The sequence below is a fragment of the Roseomonas acroporae genome (assembly GCF_023223525.1).
Taxonomy (GTDB): Bacteria; Pseudomonadota; Alphaproteobacteria; order Acetobacterales; family Acetobacteraceae; genus Roseomonas_E; species Roseomonas_E acroporae.
Genome location: NZ_JALPRX010000057.1, coordinates 74,445 through 88,980, shown reverse-complemented (window position 1 = coordinate 88,980; position 14,536 = coordinate 74,445). Strand labels below are relative to the sequence as shown.

General features: G+C 74.0%; 13 protein-coding genes. 6 read left to right on the top strand and 7 right to left on the bottom strand.

The window, feature by feature from the left end; translation table 11 throughout:
• The first annotated feature begins 388 nt into the window (after positions 1-388).
• On the top strand, positions 389-1,279 hold the full coding sequence (locus tag M0638_RS13745; protein ID WP_248667567.1) for a sensor histidine kinase: 891 nt from the start codon (positions 389-391) through the stop codon (positions 1,277-1,279).
• A gap of 237 nt (positions 1,280-1,516) precedes the next feature.
• On the opposite strand, the gene M0638_RS13740 is transcribed toward M0638_RS13745, so the two are convergent.
• Positions 1,517-2,611: a hypothetical protein gene (locus M0638_RS13740; protein ID WP_248667566.1), complete on the bottom strand. Its 1,095-nt coding sequence runs from the start codon at positions 2,609-2,611 to the stop codon at positions 1,517-1,519.
• A 221-nt stretch (positions 2,612-2,832) separates the two neighbouring features.
• Between M0638_RS13740 and M0638_RS13735 the strand changes: the two genes are divergently transcribed.
• On the top strand, positions 2,833-3,489 hold the full coding sequence (locus tag M0638_RS13735) for a DUF2889 domain-containing protein (RefSeq protein ID WP_248667565.1): 657 nt from the start codon (positions 2,833-2,835) through the stop codon (positions 3,487-3,489).
• 162 nt (positions 3,490-3,651) lie between these two features.
• Here the strand turns inward: M0638_RS13735 and M0638_RS13730 are convergent, their stop codons facing one another.
• Positions 3,652-3,984: a BolA family protein gene (locus M0638_RS13730; protein ID WP_248667564.1), complete on the bottom strand. Its 333-nt coding sequence runs from the start codon at positions 3,982-3,984 to the stop codon at positions 3,652-3,654.
• A 106-nt stretch (positions 3,985-4,090) separates the two neighbouring features.
• Between M0638_RS13730 and M0638_RS13725 the strand changes: the two genes are divergently transcribed.
• The 4 genes from M0638_RS13725 (at position 4,091) to M0638_RS13710 (ending at position 9,079) form a co-directional block, all read left to right on the top strand.
• On the top strand, positions 4,091-4,705 hold the full coding sequence (locus M0638_RS13725) for a J domain-containing protein (protein WP_248667563.1): 615 nt from the start codon (positions 4,091-4,093) through the stop codon (positions 4,703-4,705).
• A gap of 147 nt (positions 4,706-4,852) precedes the next feature.
• Positions 4,853-5,872 carry a cobaltochelatase subunit CobS gene (gene cobS / locus M0638_RS13720; protein WP_248667562.1) on the top strand — a complete coding sequence of 340 codons (1,020 nt, stop codon included), beginning with the start codon at positions 4,853-4,855 and terminating at the stop codon, positions 5,870-5,872.
• A 238-nt stretch (positions 5,873-6,110) separates the two neighbouring features.
• A complete protein-coding gene (gene cobT / locus M0638_RS13715) occupies positions 6,111-7,982 on the top strand; it encodes a cobaltochelatase subunit CobT (RefSeq protein WP_248667561.1) in 1,872 nt (623 codons plus the stop codon).
• A 32-nt stretch (positions 7,983-8,014) separates the two neighbouring features.
• Entirely contained in the window at positions 8,015-9,079 is a 1,065-nt protein-coding gene (locus tag M0638_RS13710; protein ID WP_248667560.1) for an esterase-like activity of phytase family protein, read from the top strand.
• Between the two features lie 154 nt (positions 9,080-9,233).
• Here M0638_RS13710 and M0638_RS13705 read toward each other — a convergent pair whose 3' ends face one another.
• The 5 genes from M0638_RS13705 to M0638_RS13685 all read right to left on the bottom strand — a co-directional run bounded on the left by M0638_RS13705 (position 9,234) and on the right by M0638_RS13685 (position 14,415).
• On the bottom strand, positions 9,234-10,796 hold the full coding sequence (locus M0638_RS13705) for an MFS transporter (RefSeq protein ID WP_248667559.1): 1,563 nt from the start codon (positions 10,794-10,796) through the stop codon (positions 9,234-9,236).
• Positions 10,797-11,157: 361 nt separating this feature from the next.
• Positions 11,158-12,144, bottom strand: coding sequence for a Bug family tripartite tricarboxylate transporter substrate binding protein (locus tag M0638_RS13700; protein WP_248667558.1), 987 nt, complete (start codon positions 12,142-12,144; stop codon positions 11,158-11,160).
• 197 nt (positions 12,145-12,341) lie between these two features.
• Positions 12,342-13,097, bottom strand: a complete 756-nt coding sequence (gene cnbZ / locus M0638_RS13695) for a 2-amino-5-chloromuconate deaminase CnbZ (RefSeq protein WP_248667557.1) — start codon at positions 13,095-13,097, stop codon at positions 12,342-12,344.
• Positions 13,098-13,249: 152 nt separating this feature from the next.
• On the bottom strand, positions 13,250-13,444 hold the full coding sequence (locus M0638_RS13690; RefSeq protein ID WP_248667556.1) for a hypothetical protein: 195 nt from the start codon (positions 13,442-13,444) through the stop codon (positions 13,250-13,252).
• The gene (locus tag M0638_RS13685; RefSeq protein ID WP_248667555.1) at positions 13,441-14,415 is read right to left on the bottom strand and encodes an ABC transporter ATP-binding protein; all 975 of its coding nucleotides are present in this window, start codon (positions 14,413-14,415) and stop codon (positions 13,441-13,443) included. Before M0638_RS13685 ends, M0638_RS13690 begins: the two co-directional genes overlap by 4 nt.
• Positions 14,416-14,536 lie beyond the last annotated feature (121 nt).

The window sequence follows — 14,536 nt, the reverse complement described above, 5'->3', positions numbered from 1 at the left end:
AGGCGCGGCCGGTCCCCGGCCGGGCAGGGTCGTTCCGCCGGTGCCGTCTAACCCGTAATGGCGGGGGGTAGTCCATATATAATCAACGATTGTCTCATTGGGAAAACCGTGCCATAAAATCGTACTTAATTGTCACCGTATCAGTTTTTAGGGTGGACCGGCTCATGGCAGGTCCATCCGCGGCATGGTGATGGTCGAATTGCAACCAGGACACGAGGGGGCCGCCGCGAGGCGGCGCGCAGCCGTGCGATCGTCCCTTTCCCCTTGCCTGCTCCTGCTGTCCTTCCTGGCCCTGCCGGCTGCGGCCGGCAGGGCCGGAGCGGCGTGCGACGCCGCGACGGCGTCCTGCCAGGTCTCGTCGTCCTGGGCCTGGGGGGGCGTGCTGGCCATGCTCGCGCTCTCCCTTCTGGTGTGCCTGGGCCTGTGGCGGATGCTGGGGCGCAGCCGGCAGCGTGGCCGGGTCCTGGCGGAGCGCGCCCGCCGCGCGCACCGCGAGGCGAGGCAGCGGGAGGAGTGGGTCGCCATGGTGAGCCACGACCTGCGTACCCTGCTGCAGGGCCTGCTCGGCTGCACGGAGCTGCTCGCCCGCTCCACCCTGACGCCGCAGCAGCGCCACTGGGTGGAGGAGCAGGCGCGCACCGGCCGCGCGCTCAACACGCTGCTCGGCGACCTGCTGGACCACGCCCGGCTGCAGGAAGGCCGCCTCGTGCTGGCGCCGGTCGACCTCGACCTGCCGGCCCTGCTGCGGGACGCCGTCGGCCCGGTGCGGCCGCTGGCCGAGAAGAAGGGGCTGTGGCTGCAGACGGTCGAGGCGCCCGACCTGCCGCGCTGGGTGCGCGGAGACCCCGTCCGGCTGCGGCAGGTGCTCGACAACCTGCTGGCCAACGCCGTCTCGTTCACCGAGGAGGGCATGGTCACGCTGCGCGCCTCCCATCGCCTGCAGAGCGGCGGCCTCGAGCTGATCCTGGAGGTCGAGGACACCGGCCCGGGCATCGAGCCGGAGCAGCTGGGGCGGGTGTTCGACCGTTTCGTGCAGGGCAGGGGCCGCACGGCGCGCCAGCACGGCGGCACGGGCCTCGGCCTGTCGATCTGCCAGATGCTGGTCGGGCTGATGGGGGGCACCATCGCGGTGGAGAGCGCGCCCGGCCGGGGCAGCCTGTTCCGGGTCTGCCTTCCGCTCGACCTGCCGGCCGGCGCCCGTCCCCTGGCCGTGGTGCCGCGGACCGACGAGGCCCATCCATCGCAGGCCCCGGTCCTCGCCAGGGCACTTTCAAGCTGAGCGCACGCGCCCGGCGGCTCGGAAACTGCGCCGAATCAGCAGGTTGTAGCCGTTTTCGCCTGATGCGGTCAGGCCGGAACGGCTCCGGGCGCCGGCCGGCTCGGCGCGGCTGGCGCCACGGGTCGTGACGCCGGCTCGATGGGCCGGGGACCGTGGCCGCCGCCACGACGTCCGCCCCAGGCACGGCGCGGTCCCGGCACCCGCGCACCTCCCCGGCCGCCGCCTCCCCGATCCGGCCTACCCGGCGGCGGGCCCTTCGGGCGGCCGGTACAGCGCATGCAGCTGCAGCCGCAGGATGGCGTTGCGGGCCAGCGCCTCCACCTCCCGCCGTTCCGTGGTTTCCGGGTCCACCGCGAGCCAGGCGGCGGCCACGCGCTGCCAGAAGCTCGCCAGTTCGAGCAGCCTGCCGCGCAGCGTTTCCTGCTCGGCCAGCAGGCTTCCGAAGTCATCGTCCGCGCCGGCCGACCGGTGCCGGCCCGGTCCGGCCTGCAGGGCGCCGCCGGCAGCCGCCTCGCGCAGCGCCGTCACGGCACGCTGGCGCAGCGCCTCGGCGGCACGGCGCGGCCGGTCGATGCTGCCGGCCAGCGTGTCCAGCGCGCGCAGCAGCAGGCCGTCCGGGCGGTGCCGGCTGTCCCGCATCGCGTCCCGGGTGGTGACCAGCATGCGTTCCATCGCGCGGTAGTCGGGCTGGGTCGCCACCGCCGCCATCACACGGGCATTCGCCTCGGCCAGGCGCTGGACCCGGCGGGCCAGCGGGCCGACCAGATCGATGTCGAGGTCGCCACGCATGAAGCGGGCGGCCAGGGCGCGCTCCATCAGCCCGGCCCCTGGCGGCAGCCGCCGCAGCGCCTCGCCCAGGGCCCGCGCCTGCGGGCCCATCCGGTCGCCGAGGGCCGCCACGGCGTCGAGGAGCAGCAGCGTCGCGTCGCGCAGATGCCGCCCGTTCGGCGGCAGCGATTCGTCGAGGGTCAGGACACGCGGCACCGGATCGCCGGCGGCCACCGTCTCGGTGAAGCGCAGGGCCGCCGGCACGAGGCGCAGCAGCCGGAAGTCACGGCTGCCGACCGGCACGTCCAGGGCGAGGTGCGCGGCTTCGAAGTCCACCACCAGCCGCAGATGCTCGCACCGGCGGACGGCGCAGATGCCGCCGGCGGCGTCGCGCTCGAAGCGCAGGAGATGGGCGCCGAGCCAGGGCAGGGTGAAGTCGAAGCGGCGCGGCGGCCAGGCCTCCCGGCCCTGGCCGGGGAAGCGCACCGGGTCGAAGCCGCGCGGATCGGGCAGGGGGGCGGGCGATGCCGCCGCCCCGTCCGCCTCCGATCGATCCCCGGCCACCGCTTGCAAGGCTGTGCGCTCCGCCCGTCCGCCGGCGCCGCCACGGCGCGTCGAAGGGACGATCCTGGCAGCCAATGATGAAGGAAGGCTGGAGGCGGCCCGGGCCGTTGCCGTTCCGGCACCGATATCCTTTTCCGGCGCGCATGCCCTGGCCTCGCGCCGTCGCGGCTGCCATATCCCCGTCTTCCATCTCGCGCCGCAACATGAACGATGGAGGGAACATGCCTCTCTCCGCCCCCGCCCCGCGGGAGCCGCTCCACCGCCGCCTCATCGACATCCACGGCTACCAGCGTGCCGACGGGCTGTTCGACATCGAGGCGCAACTCGCCGACACCAAGTCCTACGGCTTCGCCACCCCCGATCGCCCCCACGTGGCGCCCGGGGAGCCCCTGCACGGCATGTGGCTGCGCCTGACGGTGGACGAGCGCCTGACCGTGATCGCCTGCGAGGCCGCCACCGACCACTCCCCCTATGCCATCTGTCCCGAGGCGGCGCCGAACTTCGCCCGCCTCGCGGGGCTGCGCATCGGTCCCGGCTTCAACCGTGCCGTGGGGGAGCGGGTCGGCGGCGTCCAGGGCTGCACCCATCTGCGCGAGGTGCTGGCGCAGATGGCGACGGTGGCCTTCCAGACCCTCTACCCGGTCCGGCTGGAGCGCGAGGCGGGGAACCCGGCGGCCGCGGCGGCCGGCCGCAACGCCCTGCTCGGCACCTGCCACGCCTATGCGCCGGACAGTCCGGTGGTGCGCCGCCGCTGGCCCGGGGAGGCGGCGGGGGAGGGGTCGCCGGCAGCCGCCCCCGCCTCCGTCCCCGGCGGCGCTCCCGGGGCCGTCGCCGAGGCTTCTCCCGGGATCCCCGCGGTGCCGCAGGCGGCGGACTGACGCCGGCCGGCATCGGTCCCGGCCAGCCCCGGCCGGCATCGCGTGCGGCGTCGGCCGGCGCGCGGGGAAGGGATCGCCGGTCTTCGCCCCCCCTGGCACCCCCGCTGGCACCCCCGCTGGCACCCCCGCCGGTCGTCTGGCCGCCGCGCGGCCGCCGGCGCCTCAGCCCCGGCGCGCCGCCTCCGCCGGCGTCAGCAGCCGCAGCGACAGCGCGTGCAGGCCGCTGCCGAACTCCCGTTCCAGCGCCGCATGCACGGCGCGCGACCGTGCCACGCGGGTCTGGCCGTCGAAGGCCGGCGAGACCACCTGGACGGTGTAGTGCGTCTCTCCCGCCGCCGCCGGCCCGCGCGCCGCGTGCCGCACCCCGGCATGCCCCGCGTGGCGGGCGCTGTCGTCGACCAGGCTGATCTCGGCCGGTGCGAAGGCGGCCGCCAGGGCGGTGCGGATGCGCCCGGCGCGCGTCTCCCCGTCCGCCGTCACGGCTTCCGCCGGCATCGGTCCGTTCCGCTCGGTTCCCATGGCATCACCCTCTTCCCGATCCTTCGCCCGGCCGTCGCCGCCCGCGCTTGCGCACCCCGGAAGCGCCGCCCATAACACGCGGATGGCCCGCCGTGGCGAACGCCTCCGCTATCATGCCCCCGACCCGGACAGCCCGAACCGTCCCTGCGACGCGCCGGGCTGCGCGGCGCTGGGCGAATTCCGCGCGCCGCAGGGGCGCGACAGGCTGCGTCAGTGGTACTGGTTCTGCCTCGACCACGTCCGCGCCTACAACCAGTCCTGGGACTACTACCGCGGCATGCCGCCGAGCCAGATCGAGGCGGAACTGCGCGGCGACACCACCTGGCAGCGCCCGACCTGGCCGCTGGGCCGCCTCGGCAGCCGCGCCCGGATCGATGCGGAACTGCTGCGCGACCCCCTCGGCCTGTTCGCCGAGGGCGTGCGCCGCCGCCCGCCGGAGCCGAAGGCGGAAAGCGCCCGCGAGGACGCGCCCCCCGAACTGCGGGCCGCGCTGGACGTTCTCGGGCTGCACTGGCCCGTCGCCTTCCCGGACCTGCGCACCCGCTACAAGGACCTCGCCAAGCGGCATCATCCGGATGCCAATGGCGGCGACCGCGCCGCCGAGGAGAGGCTGAAGGACATCAACCGTGCCTACACGCTGTTGCGCCACCGGCTCGACCCCCGGATGAACGGGGCGGCCGCGGCGGCGACCGGCTAGGGCAGGCCGCCGGCCCGGACGGCCTGCCCTAGCTCGTTGTTTTCAGAGCGGATTCGCGCCCCCGGGCGTACCCGCCCTCCGGCGATCCGCTCTAGCGGGCGCCACGCACCCGTCATAGACTTCCAGACACCAAGCAGAGCGATGCCGATGAACAAGGTCGCAACACTGGCTGCAACCTCGGCCGAGGTCCGTCCCACCTCGGCGATCGACACCCCGGACATCACGGTCAACGCCCGCGAGGTGTTCGGCACGGACATCGACCTGGAGGTGCCGGCCTACTCCACGCGCACGGAGCACGTGCCGGAGATCGACGACGCCTACCGCTTCGACAAGGACACGACGCTGGCGATCCTGGCCGGCTTCGCCTTCAACCGGCGCGTCATGGTCCAGGGCTACCACGGCACCGGCAAGTCCACCCATATCGAGCAGGTGGCGGCGCGGCTCAACTGGCCCTGCATCCGCGTCAACCTCGACAGCCACATCAGCCGCATCGACCTGATCGGCAAGGACGCCATCGTCCTCAAGGACGGCAAGCAGGTGACGGAGTTCCGCGAGGGCATCCTGCCCTGGGCGCTCCAGCACCCCTGCGCCCTGGTGTTCGACGAGTACGACGCCGGCCGCCCGGACGTGATGTTCGTGATCCAGCGCGTGCTGGAGGTCGAGGGCAAGCTGACCCTGCTCGACCAGAACCGCGTGATACGGCCGCACCCCTATTTCCGCCTCTTCGCCACCGCCAACACGGTGGGCCTGGGCGACACGACCGGCCTCTATCACGGCACCCAGCAGATCAACCAGGGCCAGATGGACCGCTGGAACATCGTGGCGACGCTGAACTACCTGCCGCACGGGCAGGAGACGGCGATCGTGCTGGCCAAGATGGGCGCCGGCAACGACCCCAAGGCGAAGAAGCAGGTGGAGGCGATGGTGGCGCTGGCCGACCTGACCCGCGCCGGCTTCATCGCCGGCGACATCTCCACCGTCATGTCGCCGCGCACCGTCATCACCTGGGCCGAGAACGCCCGCATCTTCGGCGACGTCGCCTTCGCCTTCCGCCTCACCTTCCTCAACAAGTGCGACGAGGCGGAGCGCAGCACGGTAGCCGAGTACTACCAGCGCTGCTTCAACGAGGAACTGCCGACCGGGGCGCTGCTCCGCAAGGCGGGATAGCTTCCGGCGCCCTTTCCAAGGAGGGCTCTGCCCTCCTTGGGTATCCACCCGCCAGGAGGGCGAGGCCCTCCTGGACCTCTTTTCGTTCGGTCCCGTCGGTTCGAACGCCCCGGGTGCCTTTCCCGAATGGGGGGTCCGGGGGGCTTCGCCCCCGGCGGGGATCCAAGGGGCGGCGCCCCTTGGTGGGGGTCGCAGGGGGCGAAGCCCCCCGCCCCGGCCCATGGAGACCAAGGCGGGCATGAGCAGCAACAAGGACGTCACGCGCCAGGAGGAGTTCAAGCGCGCCACCGCCGGCGCGCTGCGCGCCATCGCGCACCAGAACGACGTCCAGGTCGCCTTCCAGCCCGGCCCTTCCGGCCTCGCCGGCAAGCGCGCCCGCCTGCCGCTGCCGACGCGCACCCTGCCGCCCGCCGAGATGGCCAAGCTGCGCGGCGCCGCCGATGCCATCGCGCTGAAGCTGCGCCACCACTCGGACGCGCTGCACGCCGCCCGCACCCCGCCCCGCCGCGAGGCCAAGGAGGTGTTCGACGCGCTGGAGGATGCCCGCGTCGAGGTGGTGGGCTCGCGCCACATGGCCGGCGTCGCCGCCAACCTGGACGCCCGCCTCGCCGATCTCTGCGAGGCCGAGGGCTACGACCGCATGACCCGCAAGGACCAGCTGCCGCTGCCCGTGGCGCTGTCCCTGCTGGCGCGCGAGCGCCTCTCCGGCACCCCGGCGCCGGCCGCGGCGAACCGCGTGCTCGACCTCTGGCGCGACACGCTGGGCGAGCGGGCCGACACCGCCCTCGCCGAGATGGCCACGGCGCAGGACGACCAGGAGGCCTTCGCCCGCGCCGCCCGCAAGCTGCTCCAGGCGCTGGACCTGGTCGAGGCGGAGGTCGAGGCGGAGCCGGACGAGAACCAGGACGAGGGCGAGGAGGGGGCCGAATCCACCTCCCAGCAGGACAATTCCTCCGAGGGCGAGGCGCAGTCGCAGGACAGCGACAGCATGCTCGGCGCCCAGCCCAAGGCGATGCAGGGCGAGGCCTCCGAGGAGGAGGCCGAGGAATCCGACGAGGAAGGCGCCACCGCCGAGGGCGAGGACCGCCCGGGCGGCCCGCAGCAGCGCCGCGAGGTGCCCGCCACCGACGACACCCAGACCTACCGCGCCTTCACGAAACAGTTCGACGAGGAGGTCGGCGCCGACGACCTCTGCGACGCCGACGAGCTGGGCCGGCTGCGCCAGCAGCTCGACCAGCAGCTCTCGCACCTCCAGGGCGTCGTCTCCAAGCTCGCCAACCGCCTCCAGCGCCGTCTGCTCGCGCAGCAGGCCCGCGCCTGGGAGTTCGACCTGGAGGACGGGCTGCTCGACGTCTCCCGCCTCGCCCGCGTGGTGGCGACGCCGACGCTCGCGCTCTCCTACAAGCGCGAGCGCGAGGCGGATTTCCGCGACACCGTCGTCTCCCTGCTGATCGACAATTCCGGCTCCATGCGGGGCCGCCCGATCACCGTCGCCGCCATGTGCTGCGACATCCTGGCGCGCACGCTGGAGCGCTGCTCGGTCAAGACCGAGATCCTCGGCTTCACCACCCGCGCCTGGAAGGGCGGGCAGAGCCGCGAGCGCTGGGTGCAGGAGGGCAAGCCGCGCAACCCGGGCCGCCTGAACGACCTGCGCCACGTCATCTACAAGGCGGCCGACGCGCCCTGGCGGCGCGCGCGGCGGAATCTCGGCCTGATGCTGCGCGAGGGGCTGCTCAAGGAGAACATCGACGGCGAGGCGTTGCAGTGGGCCTATCGCCGCCTGCTCGCCCGGCCGGAGCACCGCCGCATCCTGATGGTGATCTCGGACGGCGCGCCGGTGGATGACAGCACGCTCTCGGTGAATCCCGGCAACTACCTGGAGCGGCACCTGCGCGAGGTGATCCGCGAGATCGAATCGCGCGAGGCGGTGGAGCTGATCGCGATCGGCATCGGCCACGACGTGACGCGCTACTACCGCCGCGCCGTGACCATCGTGGATGCCGAGGAGCTGGGCGGCACCATGATGAAGAAGCTGGCCGAGCTGTTCGACGAGGACGCGGCCAACGCCTGGGCCCGCGCCGCCGCCGAGCGCGCGCCGCTGGTCGCCTGAGCCGGCAGCGCCGGCAGCGCCGTCGACCCGAGGTGCCGCCGCCGGCCGGGACGGGCCGGCGCGCCCTGGTGCTCGGCGCCGCGCTGGCGCTGGCCGGCTGCGGCGCCCGGGGCCTGCCCGATCCCGGCGAGGCGGTCGCCGTCCCCTTTCCCATCACCATGCCGCCTGCCGCGCCGCTTCCGGCCGGTGGCGCGCTGGCGGGGACGGCGCCGGCGCCGCGTCCGGCGTTCCTGCCCCGTCTCCTTCCCCTGGGCGGGCTGGCCCTGTCGCGGCAGGCGATCGGCTTCGGCGGGCTCTCCGCCCTGCACCTCGAACCGGATGGGCGGCTCACCGTCCTCAACGACCACGGCGCCTGGTTCACCGCGCGGCTGTTGCTGGATGGGCCGCGCCCGGTCGGGCTGGCGGAACTGCACACCGGCAGGCTGCACGACGGCGCCGGGGCGCCCCTGGACCAGCATTTCGTCGCCGACTCCGAGAGCCTCGCGCGCCTGCCGGACGGCGGCTGGCTGGTGGGGTTCGAGCGTTGGCACCGCATCCGCGCCTATCGCGACCTCGACGCGCCCGGCACCTATGTCGAGGCGCCGCCGGGCCTTGCGCGCGCGCCGCTGAACGGCGGCCTCGAATCGCTGGCGGTGCTGGCGGACGGGCGCTGGCTGGCCCTGTCGGAAAGCCTCGCCGCCGCCACGCCGGGTAACGTGGCGGCATGGATCGGCCGGCCAAGGGCGGATGGCGGCGTGGACTGGACCCGCCTCGACTACCGCCCGGCGCCGCCCGACTACTGGCCCTCCGACGTGGCGGCGCTGCCCGATGGCGGCGCGCTGGTGCTGGAGCGCCGCTTCGGCCTCGGCACCGGGCTGCGCTTCCGTTGCCGGCTGGCCTGGATCCCGCCCGCGGCGCTGGCCGCGGCGGGGCCGGGCACGGTGCTGGAGGCGGAGACCCTGCTGCGCCTGGAACCGCCCCTGCCGGCCGACAATTTCGAGGGCGTGTCGGTGGCGCGGCTCGGCGGCCGCACCGTGGTGGCGCTGCTGTCGGACGACAACGAATCGCCCTTCCAGCGCGGCGTGCTGCTGCTGTTCGAACTGGTGCCGGGGCGCTGACGGCCGGGAGCGACCCGCCGGCCCCGGACCACGCGCCCCGGACCACGCGCCCCGGAACTGCCCCGGCCTTCGGTCCGACGCTCGTTCCGAGGCGGCGGGTGTGCCTCGCCCAGCCCGGACGTGCCTCGGCAACGGCCGAGGCACGCCGTCCGTCTCAGGGCAGCCGGCGCATCGGCAGCGTCGCCGCGAGGGCCAGCCCGGCGCCGGTGAACGCCGCGATGGTCACGAAGGCCGCCGAGAAGGCGCCGGCGATCTCGTCCCGCACCAGCACCTGCTGCGCGGTGGAGAGCGTCGCCATCACCGCCGGCCCCTCGCGCACCAGCCGGTTGAACAGCGCGGCCGCCAGCGGATCGGTCAGCGACAGGGCGGCGAACAGCACCGCCCCCACCAGCGCCGTGCCGAAGGCGGCGCCCACGGCGCGGGAGAATTGCACGGAGCCGGCGGCGGCGCCGATCGCGCGCGGCGGCGCCGCGGTCTGCACCGTCACCTGCACCACGCCCATCACCGTGCCCATGAAGATCGCGTTCACGCCGAGCAGCGTGACCAGCGCCGGCAGGCTGAAACGCCCGGCGAACAGGGCGAGGCAGAGCAGGGTCAGCGTCGCCACCGCGAGCCCGACCGTCGGGAACACCGCCGTGCGCCCGGTGCGGGCGACGAGACGGCCCGTCAGCATCGAGCCGATGCCGATCCCCGCCGCCAGCGGCAGCAGCAGCAGCCCGGTCTCGGTGGCCGAGGCGCCGCGCACGACGCGCAGGTACATCGGCAGGAAGGTGAACAGCGCCACCAGCGCCGCGCCGTGGAACATCGCCATGCCGTCGGCGCGCCAGATGGTGGGCTGGCGCAGCAGGCGGAGCGGCAGCAGCGGCATCGCCGCGCGGCGCTCCTGGCGCAGCAGCAGCAGGCAGGAGCAGCAGGAGAGCGCCACCAGCCCCAGGATGGCGGGCAGCGAGGCGAAGTCCAGCCGCTGCGCCAGGGTCAGCGCCAGCAGCATCGGCGCGACGAACAGCACGAACAGCACGAGGCCGAGCGTGTCGAAGCGCAGGCTGCCGCCCGTGCCGCCGCGCCGGGGCAGACGTAGCGTCAGCAGCATGGCGAGCGCCCCGACCGGCAGGTTCACCAGGAAGATCGAGCGCCAGCCGAGATGCTCGGCCAGGAAGCCGCCCGCCACCGGCCCGAAGGTGGAGGAGCAGACCGCGACGGCGGCGAGGTAGCCCTGGTAGCGGGCGCGCTCGCGCGGCGGCAGCGCCTCGCCGATGAGGGCCTGGGAGAGCGTCATCAGCCCGCCGCCGCCGAGGCCCTGGAGCACGCGCAGGAAGCTCAGCATCTCCACCGAGCGCGCCGTGGCGCAGAGCGCCGAGAACAGCATGAAGATGGCGAGCGCCACCAGCATCATCCGCCGCCGCCCCAGCGCGTCGCCGAGACGGCCGTAGACCGGGGCGGCGATGGTGGTGGCGACGAGATAGGACACCACCACCCAGCTCAGCCGCTCGACGCCGCCGAGCGAGGCGGCGATGGCGGGCAGGGCGGTGGCCACGATGGTCTGGTCGATCACCGCCAGGAACATCGGCAGCATGATCGAGGGGAAGATGGTGAAGAAGGAGGTGGCGCCGGCGGCCGGCTGGCTCGCGGCTGCGTGGCTCGCCTGCGCCCCGGCATCCGCCTGGGTTTCGCCCGTGGTGGGTCCGGCTCCCTGCCGGATCGTGGTGCAGGACGGCAACGGCCCCTCCCTCGCGCCGCCGTTGCCGTCCCGGTCGGGCGGCGGCCTCGGCCGTTGATGCCCACAGAGTGCGCCGCGCCGCAAGAGAGGGCGGGCGCCACGCTTGGGTGAACGGCCGGCGGGGAAGGCTGCGCCTTTCCCGGATCTCATCCGCCTGGGGAAGGCTCTGCCTCCCCCCGACCCCATCCGGCAGGAGGGCGAAGCCCGCCTGCACCGCTGTTCGCCTGGTCCCGCAGGTTACGGCCGTCAGGCCATCCTTCCTGGAATGGGGGTTCCAAGGGGGCTTCGCCCCTTGGCGGGGATGCAAGGGCAGCGCCCCTTGCCGGGGTCGCAGGGGCGAAGCCCCCGCGCCCCGGGCCGGTCACTCCACCCGGATGTTCCCCATCCGGATCACCTCCGCGTAGGTCTCGGCGTAGCGGCGTATCTCCTTGCCGAATTCCGCCGCCGGCTTCGCCAGCACGGTGAAGCCCTGGTCCTCCAGCCGCCCGCGCACCTCCGGCCGGTTCAGCGCGGCGATCCAGGCCGACTCCAGCCGCGCCCGCGCCGCCGCCGGCACGTCGCTGCGCATCAGCACGCCGAACCAGCTGTCCGACAGCACCAGCGGGAAGCCCAGCTCCGCCATGGTCGGCACCTCCGGCAGCTCGCGCGCCCGCGCATCGGCCGAGATGGCGATGGCGCGCAGCTCGCCGCCACGCACGGATTGCAGGATGTCCGGCAGGTTGGCGAACATGAACTGGATGCGGCCGCCGATCAGGTCGGTGGTGGCCTGCGGCCCGCCATTGTAGGGCACGTGCGTCGCGTTCAGCCCCGCGGCCTGCTTGAACTGCTCGGCGCCGAGGTGGTTCGAGGTGCCGATGCCGTAGGAGCCGAAGGAGAGCCCGTCGCCGGGCCGGCGGGCCGCCGCCAGGAACGCCGCGAAATCAGCCGCCACCGAGGGATGCACGCAGAGCACGTGCGGCACCACCGAGGTCATGCAGACCGGCGCGAGGTCGCGCAGCGAATCGTAGGGCAGGCTCTTCCGCAGCGTGATGTTGGCCGCGAAGCTGTTGGCCACCATGATCATGGCGTGGCCGTCGGCCGGCGAGCGCATCACCTCCTGCGTGCCGACGATGGTGGAGCCGCCGGGCCGGTTCTCGATCACCACGGGCTGGCCGAGGTCGCGCTGCATCGGGTCCTGCACCAGCCGCACCACCACATCCATGGTGCCGCCCGGCGTGAACGGGATGATGCAGCGCACCGGCCGGCTCGGCGACCAGGCGGGCGCGGCCTGCGCGAAGGCGGCACGGCCGCGCGCGAGGGCCGGCAGCCCCGCGAGCATCAGGGTGGCGCGGCGACGGGTGATGGGCATGGCGGCTCCACGACAAGGGGCGACGCGCATCGCGGCGCCCTTGCCGTGGAGCCACGACGGAGGCCACGCGGCGCGACACCCGTGCGGGCATGCAGGCGCCATGGCATCGTGTTGCTGCGTTGCAATATCCGTGCCTGCCGCCACCTATCCGCCCGCCGTCGCAGCGGGCGTGCGGCAGGCCCGGTGCGGCAGCGGGCTCAGCGTGGCAGCACGCGTTCCAGCGCGACGCCGCGGCAGTCCATCTCGTACTCGATCTTCACGATCGGTGGCCGGCAGAACTGCCAGGTGAGCCCGTGCCGTGCCGCGCCGCGCGCCGCCAGCTCGTTCGCGACGACGGCGTGGAAGTCGTGCACGGTGTAGATCTGCACGCCGGTCGTCGCCTGCCAGTCGGCGCCGAGGGCGGCCATGCGCCGCTCCATCTCGCCCAGCACCCAGCGCACCTTGGCGGCGATGCCGTCCGGCGAAAGGTCGTCGAGCGCCACGACATGGTCCCGGTAGTTGGCGTGGCCTTCCTCGGACTCGCCGCTGCCGGCCACCACGAAGGAGGGCGGCGCGGACGGGTCGGGCACGGTGTAGGCGAAGGCGTGGAAGCTCGGCACCGCGGGCGGCGACACCTCGGGGCAGACGTTGGAGCGGGCGACCGGGTTCCTCCCGTCGCGGAAGAGGCCCCATTCCTCCAGCACGCGGCCGTAGATTCCGTTGAAGTCGCGGAAGCCCTGCTCGGTGAAGGGTTCGGGCGAGCGGAGCTCGCAGGCGCAGAAGGCCGCCTTCGGACGGCCGGCGGCCTCCAGCAGGGCGGCGATGGCGGCGAAGCCGGCCTCGACCGGCACCGGTTCGGCGAAGCGCACGCGCTCGATGCGGAACCCCGGCTCGGCGGCGACGCCGCCGGAATACTGGTAGACGGCGGGGATGAAGCGGTAGCCGCCCTCTGGGACGGGAAGGGTGGAATACAAGCGCGACACTCCTCTCCGGCGATGCGTCGCAGCATGGAAGGCGTCGTGCCGTGCCGCAAGGCGGCGCGGCTGCGCCATGGTGCCCGGCGCGGCTGCGCCGCAATGCCTGGCGCGGCTGCGCCGCAATGCCTGGCGCGGCCGTGCCGCGACGCTCAGCGCGCCGGCTGCCGCAGGTCGGGCGGCGGCAGCGCCTCGCCGAGCGGCCGCTCGCGCGTGCCGCCCGGCGCCATCGGCGTCGTCCGGCACGCGGCCAGCAGCAGCAGCGCCGCCAGCGCCGGAAGCAGCAGGGCGGAACGGGTCGTCCAGGGTCGCATCCGGTGCCGCGCCTTCACTTGTCGCATCTTCATGGGGAATCGTTGAGGTGACAGGCGCTGCGGTGTCCCGGCGCCACCTCGCGCAGCGCCGGGCGCTCGGCGGCGCAGCGCGGCAGCGCGTGCGGGCAGCGCGGATGGAAATGGCAGCCGGGCGGCGGGCGCAGCGGCGAGGGCAACTCGCCCCGGATGCCCGCGAAGGCGCGCCGGCGTGCCTCGATGCGCGGCACCTGCGCCAGCAGCGCCTGGGTGTAGGGATGGTTCGGCCGGCCGAAGATCGCCGCCACCGGCGCCTCCTCCACCACGCGGCCGAGATACATGATGGCCACCCTGTCCGACAGGTGCTCGACCACGCCGAGATCGTGGCTGATGAAGAGGTAGGTGAGGTCGAGCTCGCGGCGCAGGCGCATGAACAGGTTGAGGATCTGCGCCTGGATCGAGACGTCGAGCGCCGCCACCGCCTCGTCGCAGACCAGGAAATCGGGCTGCACGGCGAGCGCGCGGGCGATGCCGATGCGCTGGCGCTGGCCGCCGGAGAACTGGTGCGGGAAGCGCCGGCGCAGCGCGGGATCGAGCCCGGCGCGGCGGAGCTGCTCCTCGACGTAGGTCTCGACGCCGGCGCGCGGCACGAGGCCGTGGACCAGCGGCGCCTCGCCGACGATCTGGCCGACGCGCAGGCGCGGGTTGAGCGAGGCGTAGGGGTCCTGGAAGATCATCTGCGTGCGCAGGCGCTGGCGGCGCCCGAGCGTCGCGATGTCGCGCCCCTCGCGCCGGATGGTGCCGCCCGAGACCGGCAGCAGCCCCGCCACCATGCGCCCCAGCGTGGACTTGCCGCAGCCGGACTCGCCTACCAGCCCCAGCACCTCGCCGCGACGGATGGCGAGGTCCACCCCGTCCACGGCATGCACCACCTCGTCGCGCAGCGAGGCGCCGAGGCGGCGGGCGAGGCGGCCGGCGAGGTCGAGACGACGCTCGAAGCGGCGGGAGACGCCGTCGAGCTGCACCATGGGGAGGGCGTTCATGGGGGAAAGGAAGAAAGCGCCAGGGGGCGAAGCCCCCCTGGAACCCCCCGTTCCATCAGGAGCCTCGCCGTCCCAACCGGCGAGGCCGAAAAACGGATGGGGTCCG

Coding starts and splice junctions, on each gene's coding strand:
- M0638_RS13745 (WP_248667567.1), top strand. CDS start 389: ATGCTCGCGCTCTCCCTTCTGGTGTGCCTGGGCCTGTGGCGGATGCTG.
- M0638_RS13735 (WP_248667565.1), top strand. CDS start 2,833: ATGCCTCTCTCCGCCCCCGCCCCGCGGGAGCCGCTCCACCGCCGCCTC.
- M0638_RS13730 (WP_248667564.1), bottom strand. CDS start 3,984: ATGCCGGCGGAAGCCGTGACGGCGGACGGGGAGACGCGCGCCGGGCGC.
- M0638_RS13725 (WP_248667563.1), top strand. CDS start 4,091: ATGGCCCGCCGTGGCGAACGCCTCCGCTATCATGCCCCCGACCCGGAC.
- cobS (WP_248667562.1), top strand. CDS start 4,853: ATGAACAAGGTCGCAACACTGGCTGCAACCTCGGCCGAGGTCCGTCCC.
- cobT (WP_248667561.1), top strand. CDS start 6,111: ATGAGCAGCAACAAGGACGTCACGCGCCAGGAGGAGTTCAAGCGCGCC.
- M0638_RS13700 (WP_248667558.1), bottom strand. CDS start 12,144: ATGCCCATCACCCGTCGCCGCGCCACCCTGATGCTCGCGGGGCTGCCG.
- M0638_RS13690 (WP_248667556.1), bottom strand. CDS start 13,444: ATGAAGATGCGACAAGTGAAGGCGCGGCACCGGATGCGACCCTGGACG.
- M0638_RS13685 (WP_248667555.1), bottom strand. CDS start 14,415: ATGGTGCAGCTCGACGGCGTCTCCCGCCGCTTCGAGCGTCGTCTCGAC.